Here is a 9,033-nt window from a genome sequence, read left to right as displayed (position 1 = left end):
TTTGGAGAGTGCCTAACAACCCTGGGGGGACCAGTTTTGCATGTCGCCCCCGGACCACTTCATGATGTCGCTTGATACCCGCGACCCGTGCAGGACGGGGACTGGGTGCGGGCACTCATGGGTGCCTGTCAAAGACAGTTAGGATTCTTTCCAGAGATCGCGTGAATACTTGAGAGCTCTCGCGCAACGTCACGGGGAAGCCGCGGGGGACCCCCAATGCCCCGCCCGACTAACCATTTTAGTCGCCCGTTCTCCCGAAAATTACCTATTTTCCTGTTAGGGCGGATCAAATATCTGAGCATTCCCTGTGCAGACAAGTCAGAAGGAGAGGGTCGCGGTGCAAACCTCGACAGCACACTCTGACCATTCGGAAGTCGGCAGCCTGTTTCGCTTGGTCGCCAGTCATCTCGAATGCGCCATGGGCGTATTGACGCTACATGCAACGCACCGCGATCAGCCCAATATCCTTGCCGCGTTCAATATGCCTGAGGCATTGGCTTCACGGATCGCCCGATCCATTCAGCAAGCGGTTGGATTCGATGCGTGGCAGCCGGAAAAAATCAGTCCCCCCGCCATCGATTTTGGGTTGGAGACGGGCTATTCGCCGGAGCCGGCGGGAGATGTTTCGCGACATACCTTTTTCTGCCGGGTCGAGCCGTCGACCTTACTTGCACTTTCAGCATGCCGGGTTGGTCCATACCCGCCAACCCAGGGCAAACAGACACCACAGACGATACAGGGCTGGGTAGACTCGCACCTCCGGCTCCTGTGGCAGGTTCAACGCGACAGGGACCGCGCTGCCTTTCTAGGCCAGGCGCTGGATTTGTTCGACTTCACCACCATCCTGCTCGATACGGACGGCAATATCCTGTTCGCGAATGAGCAGGCACTGCGCCTGCTGGATGCAGGAGAAGGTCTGCGCCGTGCAGGTCAATCGATCACTGCCACCGATTTCGACAATGCCGTACGCCTGCAGACCGCGATCCAGTATTTCAACCATTGCGACGAAAACCTGGCGGTACCCGAAGCGGGCCGCGTCTCGGTGATGCTCCTGCGCCGCTCGAATGCCCGACCGCTCGTTGCAGCCCTTTCACGCATTCCCAACGGCCACGAGGGCAGCGCCGCCACAGTCCTCCACGTCCTCGACCCGGACAGCGACACCCAGTCACTGGTTGCGGCGCTTTGTCGGGCCTATGGCCTGACCGCGACCGAAGCTTGCCTCGCCATCCATCTGGTAGAGGGGATGACGATCGAGGGCGCCGCCCACGAAATGCGCGTTCAGACCCAAACTGCCCGCGCATATCTGAAGCAGGTCTTCTCAAAGACCGACACCCATCGGCAGGCCGATCTGGTACGTGTAATGCTCAACAGCGTCGTGCGCATCAAGGCGGCCGCGATTTCCCCTTCAAATGGGGGTAATGGTTCTTCTCGCCTGAGGGCAGAGCGTCTACCCGTCTGGGGCTAAGTCCCTGCGGCACAAGCGGCTATTATAGGCCGCCCGCGATACCAACCCTCAAGTGCACCAACCCGCATGCGCGGGCGACGGATCGCGACCGCCTTTTAAACAGCGGAGAGGATCATATCATGAAGCATATCCTGCTATTGACCGCCTCGATCGGGGCGCTCGCGCTGGTCTCGGGACCGGCTCTCGCGCAAACCGCCGATGTCGGAGGCAGTTCGGCAGCGGCCGACAACGGCGCCACCGCCACCTCCACAGACAGCTCGGTCGACACGACCACCGACAATTCGAACTCGAGCGATTCGAGCGGCCTCGGCTCCGCCAACAATGGCGGTACATCGGCGATCACGCTTGGCGTCACGGTTGATGCGCATGATGCGAGCAACAACAGCGATTCGAGCGGCCTGGCCTCGGCCAACAATGGCAGCACCTCGAATTTTGCGGTCGATGCGCATGACGCGAGCAACAACAGCGACTCGAGCGGCATCGGGTCTGCCAATAATGGCGGCACCTCGAACTTCGCGATCGATGCCAGTGACAACAGCAACAACAGTGATGCCAGCGGCGTAGGCTCGGCCAACAACGGCAGTGTCGCGACCACCACCTACACCACGCTCACGACTGCCTCGACGCTCGCCGGTTCGGTGACCGGCGGGACGGTCTATTTCTGGCAACCCGCGGGCGGCGGCGATGGCGGCGGCAGCGCCACCAGCGGTAACGGCGGCGACGGTTCGGGCGGCGCGGCTGACAATGGCGCAACCGGCGGCGCGGGCGGCACCGGTGGTGCCGGCGGCACGGGCGGTGCTGGCGGTGCCGGCGGTGCGGGCGGCGCGCCGGTCATGACCTGGGACTCCGAATTCGACAACGGTGCGTTCTCGAACTTTGCGGGTCTCAACGCCATGAACGTCAACACCGGTGTGTTCTCCTCGCAGAACGCGAGCATCAACGTCGGTGCCAATATCGGCACCTTCAACGTAGGGCCGTAAGCGGGATTGGCGGGCGGATCCGGGCGCACATGATGCTGAACAGCGTCGTCCGGATCCGCCTCGCCCCGATTTTAACAGCGGAGAGGATCATATCATGAAGCATATCCTGCTATTGACCGCCTCGATCGGGGCGCTCGCGCTGGTCTCGGGACCGGCGCTGGCGCAAACCGCCGATGTCGGAGGCAGCTCGGCAGCGGCCGACAACGGCGCCACCGCCACCTCCACAGACAGCTCGACCGACACGACCACCGACAATTCGAACTCGAGCGATTCGAGCGGCCTCGGTTCCGCTAACAATGGTGGCACATCGGCCATCACGCTCGATGTCGCGGTCGATGCGCATGATGCGAGCAACAACAGCGATTCGAGCGGCCTGGCCTCGGCCAACAATGGCAGCACCTCGAATTTCGCGGTCGATGCGCATGATGCGAGCAACAACAGCGACTCGAGCGGCATCGGGTCTGCCAACAATGGCGGCACCTCGAACTTCGCGATCGATGCCAGTGACAACAGCGACAACAGCGATGCCAGCGGCGTCGGCGCGGCCAATAATGGCAGTGTCGCGACCACCACCTACACCACGCTCACCACTGCCTCGACGCTTGCCGGCACGGTGACCGGTGGCGAGGTCTGGTTCTGGCAACCGTCGAACGGCGGCGCCGGCGGCGGCACCGCTACCAGCGGCGACGGCGGCGACGGTTCGGGCGGCGCGGCTGACAATGGCGCAACTGGCGGCGCGGGCGGCACCGGTGGTGCCGGCGGCACGGGCGGTGATGGCGGTGATGGCGGTGCCGGCGGCGCGCCGTTCATGGGCTGGGGCTCGTTCTTCGACAATGGTGCGTTCTCGAACTTTGCCGGTCTCAACGCCATGAACGTCAACACCGGTGTGTTCTCGCAGCAGAATGCGAGCATCAACGTCGGTGCCAATATCGGCACCTTCAACGTAGGGCCGTAAGCGGCGCAGGAAGAAGGTCGGTCGCCCGACGGGCGACCGGCCCTTTCTTGTCCCCGTGCGACATGCAGGAGGGAGGCCGCTATGACCCTCAGATATCCGATGATGGCCGGAATTGTACTTCTCGGCCTTGTTCCCGCAATGGCGGGCGCGGAATCCGACGCCGGAAGTGCCGCCGTTACAATCCAGCTGGACGAGATTTCGCCGGCTCCCGTCGACCGGGCCGAAGGCCCGTCGCCTTTTGCGAGTGCCGCGGTCATCGATGATTCCGCGCTGGCAGGCGTCACCGGCATGGCGGACGTGTCGGTGCTTAATCAGAACATAAACGCGCAAAACACGGGCAACGTGGCCAACAATACGATCAACGGCGATTCCACCACCGGCATGATCCTGATCGATGGCGGCTCGTTCCAGAACTTTAGCGGACTGGGTCTGATCAACGCCAATACGGGCAACAACGTCTCGATCAACGCGTCGATGAACGTCAATGTTGCGATCAGGAACTAGCTCCCCGCTGATCGCGGTGATCGTTATGATGCTTGCCGGCTGTGCGGATACGACGGTTCCCCGGAGTGGCAGCTGGCTCAGCCTGCCGGCGGGCGACTATTCGCTGCCGGTCAAGAGCATGGTCGAACGCCGCTATCTAACCGTCGTTCGCCAGCAATATGATTTCAGCTGCGGTTCGGCGGCGCTCGCGACCCTGCTTCATTATCACTATGGCGATGTGCAGACCGAGCAATCGATCTTTGTCGGAATGTGGCGTCAGGGTGATCGTGCGCAAATCCGCCGGCTCGGTTTTTCACTGCTCGACATGAAGCGCTATCTCAACGCGCGGGGCATCCGCGCCGACGGCTATGTCGTATCGCTCGCTGACATCGAGAAGATCAGGCTGCCCGGAATCGCGCTGATCAACATGCGGGGATACAAGCATTTCGTCGTCATCAAGGGCGTGGCCAACGGCAAGGTGCTTGTCGGCGATCCCTCGCTCGGCATGCGGCTCATCGACGCCGCTGCGTTCAAGGCGATGTGGAACGGTATCCTTTTCGCGATCGGCGATGAGGTCGAGCGTGGAAAACGCAGCTTCGGACGCGACGAGGAATGGGGACTCGTGGCGCGCGCCCGTGCCACCGCACTGATGGAGCCGGTCAGCCTTCAGGCGCTCGAACTGACGCGGGCCCAACCTTTCCCGGTCGAGATGTAGGAGGCGGATGTGACGCACAGACGCTTGCTCCGAAAGCCGCTTCTGGCAACGCTGTTCCTCTTTTGCTGGACAGGTCCGGCATGGACATCGGCCGCTTCGGCTGACGCGTCCCCCTTTGCCGGGCGCGAGCGCGTTACCGACGCGCAACTCGATCAGATGCGCGCGGGATACAAGCTTCCCAACGGCATGGACATTTCGATCGGGATCGAGATTCGGACACTCGTGGATGGCGCGCTCGCGCTGCGCACCGTTTTGAGCGCCGGGGATGCCGCCGGCCTGAGTGTCTTTACCGGTGGCGCCGCCGCCAACGGAGAACAGGGCCCGGCTTCATCGGCGCAAGAGGGCACCGTCGCGGCCTTGCCCGGCGGTGGCACGGTGCGGATTGTGGAAGGGCCGGTTTCCGCGGCTCCCGCCGACACCGGTCAGCAAAAAATCGAGCTTACCCCGAACGGACCATCTTCGATGACCCAATGGGGTTCCGTCCGGCTCCAACAGGACGAGAGCGGATCAGTGGTAGTATTATCCGGCAATTCCCTTGAATTACATCATATGATGGGTAGCCTTACCGGGACCTTGATAGCGAACACGGCCAATGACAGAGCAATTGATACTATCGTTACCGTCAATGTTGATTTGAATAATTCGGCGGTGCCGATCGGCAATGCAATGCTTCGGTGGGAATCGATCGCGCTCGATGCCGCTGGTCGCGGCATTCACTAGGAACGCGACAACCTGGCCGAGCCGGTCACCGGGGAGGTATCGATGAAGGGCATACTGCCAGCAACGGCCGCGCTCGCCGGCGTGCTGTGGATCCCGCCGGCCTTTGCGCAGACCACCCCGGCAAAACCCGAAGCCTCCGACCTTATCGCGCTCCAGGCCCAGATCGAGGCGGAACGCCAGGCCGTCCAGGAGCAGCGACGCATTCTTGAGGCGCAGGAAAGACGCCTCAACGAGCTTGAGGAAACCCTGCTCGGCAAGATGCGCGGTGCCGGCGTGCAGAGCGCCCAGGCCGCGCCGCCGCCCGTCAGCTCTGCTCCGCCGCCTGCGGACGAGGTTTCCAGTGTTGGCGAGAAGCCAGCGGAGACGCGGCCTGCACAGGACGTGGCCGTACTCGCGGAACAGGGCAGCGTGTTGACCCGGGCCGGCCGGCTGACCCTGGAACCGTCTGTCGAATATGGTCGCACCGACCGCAATCGGTTTGTTTTCCGTGGCATCGAGATTCCCCAATCGGTTCTGGTCGGCATATTCGACATCAACGAAAGCCGGCAGGATGTGCTGACGCTGGCGGGACTTGCGCGGTTCGGCGTGACCGATCGTTTCGAAATCGGCGTCCGCGTGCCCTGGATCTATCGCGAAGACGCCTTCGTCCTCGTGCCGCTCGTCCAGAACCCCCCGCAGTCGGGAGCGGGAACGATCAACCGGTCGGTGACAGGTTCAGGCATCGGCGACATCGAACTGCTCGCGCGCTATCAGCTGACCGACGGTACCGGGGGATGGCCGTTCCTGACCGCCAACCTTCAGGTTGTCGCGCCGACAGGCTCGAGCCCCTTCGAGGTGCCACGTGATCCGCTTGGCGATGCCACCAAGGCTGCCACGGGCTTCGGCTTCTGGGGCGTAGCTCCAAGCGTCACCGTACTGATGCCGACCGATCCCGCCACGTTGTTCGGCGTGCTCGGCTACAATTTCAACTTCGGTGAGGACGTCGACACCCGCATCAGCGACGCCCAGATAGATCATGTCGAGCCCGGGTCGGGTCCCAACATGACCGGGGGCATCGGCCTCGCGCTCAACGAGCGGACGTCGATCAGCTTCGCCTATGCGCATAACTGGGTCTTTTCGACAAAGAGCACGATACGGCCGATCACCGTCAGGAACGGTGTTTCGGTGCTCGGTGACCCCATCGTCACGAGTACGCGTGACCTTCAGATCGGCCGTTTCCTGTTCGGGATCAGCTACCGCGTCACCGACCGGACGACGATCAACTGGACCGTGGAACTCGGTGCGACCGACGACGCGACCGATTTGCGCACAACGCTTCGTATCCCGTTCACCATCAACTGAACTCGGTTCGCGATCCAGACTCTCGCACTCGTTGAGCGACTTTCAGCCGCTCTGCAAGACTTCCGGGAACTGCAGGAAGTCGACAAGCGCCTCGGCCAGTGCGGTCGGGCATTCCTGCATGGGATAGTGGCTCGCGTCCGAGAGGATTTTGATAGAGCAGTTGCGCAAATGGGTCCGCCAGGTAGCAGCTATGAGTTCGGGCGTAATTGCCTGGTCAAAGCCACCGACAATGACCTGAACTGGAATCGATAGACCGCCAACCTCATCAGAAAAGTCGTCCAGGGCCCAGGATTCGAAATAGGCGGCGAACGGCTCGATACTGGCCGTCCGCTGCGACTCCCCGACCAGTGCCGCGTACCAGCCATCGTCATGCCGGTTGGAGGTCGAGTGGCGGATGATGATCCCGCGCGTGGCGGCATCGGTCGCTGCCGCGCGGAACATCGCGAGCGTATCCGCGTCGAACGGCGCCTCTCCCGCCCATACGGGAGTCACGCCTATGACCGCCTCGATCCTTTCGGGCGCTAGCGTTGCCGCTTTCAACGCGGCCTTGCCGCCCATGGAATGTCCGATCAGGCTGAACCGTTCCCAGCCGAGATGGTCGGCAAGCGTCAGGGCGTCGGCCGCGATCGTCGCCACGTCATAGGGCCCGTCACGATCGCGCGAGAGCCCATAGCCGCGCTGATCCATCAGCGCGATCGAATAGGCGTCGCCATCGAACAGCGGCAGGATCGGATCATAGCTGTGATGATCGCCAAACCAGCCGTGGAGCGCGAGCACGCGGCGGGGACCGTTGCCATGCAGGGCATGGCCGATCACGGGCGCGCTCATGCCGGCAGGTACCGTTCGACTTGCTGATCGATGGCCCCGAACAGCGAACGCTCCCTGTCGTCGAACATCTCAAGCCGCACGCGATCCCCGAACCTGAGATAGGACATGGAGGGCGCACCATCGCGCATCTGTTCGTGCGCGCGCTCTTCAGCAATGCATCCGCTGCCGTGCCGGGCATGATCTGCATTGGCGAGTGCCCCTGCCCCGATCACCGTCCCCGCCCGCAGTTCGCGCGTCCGCGCCGCATGCGCGATGAGTTGGGCATAGTCGAAACTGGCATCGATGCCCGGCTGGAGTTCGCCGAGTTGCTGGCCGTTGATGTGGATACGGTAGCGACCCGAAAGCAGCCGGCCGTTCCAGGCTTCTCCCAATTCGTCCGGCGTGACCGCCACGGGTCCCATGCTGTTGACGCATTTGCCCTGAAGGAAGCCGAAGCCCCGCCCGATCTCCGGCGGGATCACGCCGCGCAGCGAATAGTCGTTCAGGAGAACGATCAGCCGCACAAAGCCTGATGCATCCTCGACGCTGACCCCCATCGGCACATCGCCGGTGATGACCGCGATCTCCGCTTCGATATCGATGCCGAAGGCCTCGTCCTCGGTTAGCCGCAGCGGCTGGCTGGGGCCGAGGATCGGATCGGACAGGCCCTGATACATCAGCGGGATTTCGAAGAAATCTTCCGGGGGCTTAGCGCCTCGGGCTGCCCGAACCACCGACATGTGGTAAAAATAGGCACTGCCGTCGAGAAACTGATAGGCACGCGGGAGCGGCGCCATCGCAGAGCGCGGATCATAGTCGAACGCGCCCTCCGCAGTTCCCTCAGCCAGCGCCCTGTCCAATGCCCGCAGCGCCGGCTCTATCTCGGCCCAGTTGTCGAGCGCAGCCTGCAGCGTCGGCGCGATGCCGTCTGCGCGAACTGCCTCGCGCATATCGTCTGATACGACCGCAAGGGTGCCGTCTCGACCGCCTTCGTTGAGAGTCGTCAGTTTCATTGGAGCGCCTCCCGGCGATAGCCGCTGGCGCTGCCGAAGATGCGCTCCCGGTTCGACCAATCGTGCGTTTCGCTCCAGCATTCGAGGACCGCCGCGGCCTCCTTCTCGAACTGCGCATATTGCTGAGGCGTCGCGGTGCGTGCCGTCAGTTCGAGCCGGTGCCCGGAGGGATCGAAGAAATAGATCGAGAGAATAAAATCGTCATGGTTGGTGGGGCCGAGCACATCGATGCCCTTGGCCTCGAGTTCCGCCTTGGCCTTGACGAGGGCATCCACGCTTTCGACCTCGAAGGCGAAATGCTGGACCCAATCAGGCGTGTTGGTGTCCTTGATGCCCGGCGGCGCCTGCGGCACCTCGAAGAAGGCGATGTTGGATCCGTCCCCCATCTCGAAGAAGATATGGATGTGCGGGCTATATTCCCCGGTCGAGGGGACATGGTCCTCGCCCATGGCATGCGTGAACTTGAGACCAAGGACGGTGGTGTAGAACTCCACCGTCTCGGCCGCATCCACGCATCTGAAAGCGGCATGATGCAGCTTCTTGCACAGCATCGG

10 protein-coding genes are annotated in these 9,033 nt (G+C 62.7%); 7 read left to right on the top strand and 3 right to left on the bottom strand.

Features of this window, described 5'->3' with window-relative positions:
- The first annotated feature begins 337 nt into the window (after positions 1-337).
- From AC3WJD_RS18290 to AC3WJD_RS18260, 7 genes are all read left to right on the top strand, one after another.
- Positions 338-1,465, top strand: a complete 1,128-nt coding sequence (locus AC3WJD_RS18290) for a helix-turn-helix transcriptional regulator (protein ID WP_492748162.1) — start codon at positions 338-340, stop codon at positions 1,463-1,465.
- 119 nt (positions 1,466-1,584) lie between these two features.
- Positions 1,585-2,445, top strand: a complete 861-nt coding sequence (locus AC3WJD_RS18285; RefSeq protein ID WP_492748161.1) for a hypothetical protein — start codon at positions 1,585-1,587, stop codon at positions 2,443-2,445.
- Positions 2,446-2,539: 94 nt separating this feature from the next.
- A complete protein-coding gene (locus tag AC3WJD_RS18280) occupies positions 2,540-3,400 on the top strand; it encodes a hypothetical protein (RefSeq protein ID WP_492748160.1) in 861 nt (286 codons plus the stop codon).
- Between the two features lie 81 nt (positions 3,401-3,481).
- Positions 3,482-3,904, top strand: a complete 423-nt coding sequence (locus tag AC3WJD_RS18275) for a hypothetical protein (protein WP_492748159.1) — start codon at positions 3,482-3,484, stop codon at positions 3,902-3,904.
- A complete protein-coding gene (locus AC3WJD_RS18270; protein ID WP_492748158.1) occupies positions 3,885-4,598 on the top strand; it encodes a C39 family peptidase in 714 nt (237 codons plus the stop codon). Before AC3WJD_RS18275 ends, AC3WJD_RS18270 begins: the two co-directional genes overlap by 20 nt.
- 9 nt (positions 4,599-4,607) lie before the next feature.
- Positions 4,608-5,318 (top strand): hypothetical protein, encoded by a 711-nt coding sequence (locus AC3WJD_RS18265; RefSeq protein ID WP_492748157.1) that lies wholly within the window; start codon positions 4,608-4,610, stop codon positions 5,316-5,318.
- A gap of 42 nt (positions 5,319-5,360) precedes the next feature.
- Positions 5,361-6,659, top strand: coding sequence for a transporter family protein (locus tag AC3WJD_RS18260; RefSeq protein ID WP_492748156.1), 1,299 nt, complete (start codon positions 5,361-5,363; stop codon positions 6,657-6,659).
- Positions 6,660-6,701: 42 nt separating this feature from the next.
- Here AC3WJD_RS18260 and AC3WJD_RS18255 read toward each other — a convergent pair whose 3' ends face one another.
- The 3 genes from AC3WJD_RS18255 to AC3WJD_RS18245 are packed head-to-tail and all read right to left on the bottom strand — an operon-like array spanning position 6,702 to position 9,030.
- Positions 6,702-7,487, bottom strand: a complete 786-nt coding sequence (locus tag AC3WJD_RS18255) for an alpha/beta fold hydrolase (RefSeq protein ID WP_492748155.1) — start codon at positions 7,485-7,487, stop codon at positions 6,702-6,704.
- The gene (locus AC3WJD_RS18250; RefSeq protein WP_492748154.1) at positions 7,484-8,479 is read right to left on the bottom strand and encodes a fumarylacetoacetate hydrolase family protein; all 996 of its coding nucleotides are present in this window, start codon (positions 8,477-8,479) and stop codon (positions 7,484-7,486) included. Before AC3WJD_RS18250 ends, AC3WJD_RS18255 begins: the two co-directional genes overlap by 4 nt.
- On the bottom strand, positions 8,476-9,030 hold the full coding sequence (locus AC3WJD_RS18245; RefSeq protein WP_492748153.1) for a VOC family protein: 555 nt from the start codon (positions 9,028-9,030) through the stop codon (positions 8,476-8,478). The genes AC3WJD_RS18250 and AC3WJD_RS18245 overlap by 4 nt, the downstream gene beginning before the upstream one ends.
- Positions 9,031-9,033: the final 3 nt, after the last annotated feature.

This window comes from Sphingobium sp. FW306-1B-F04DB (assembly GCF_058781925.1).
Note: the sequence above shows the minus strand (reverse complement) of the source record. Positions and strands in the feature narration are given on the sequence as shown.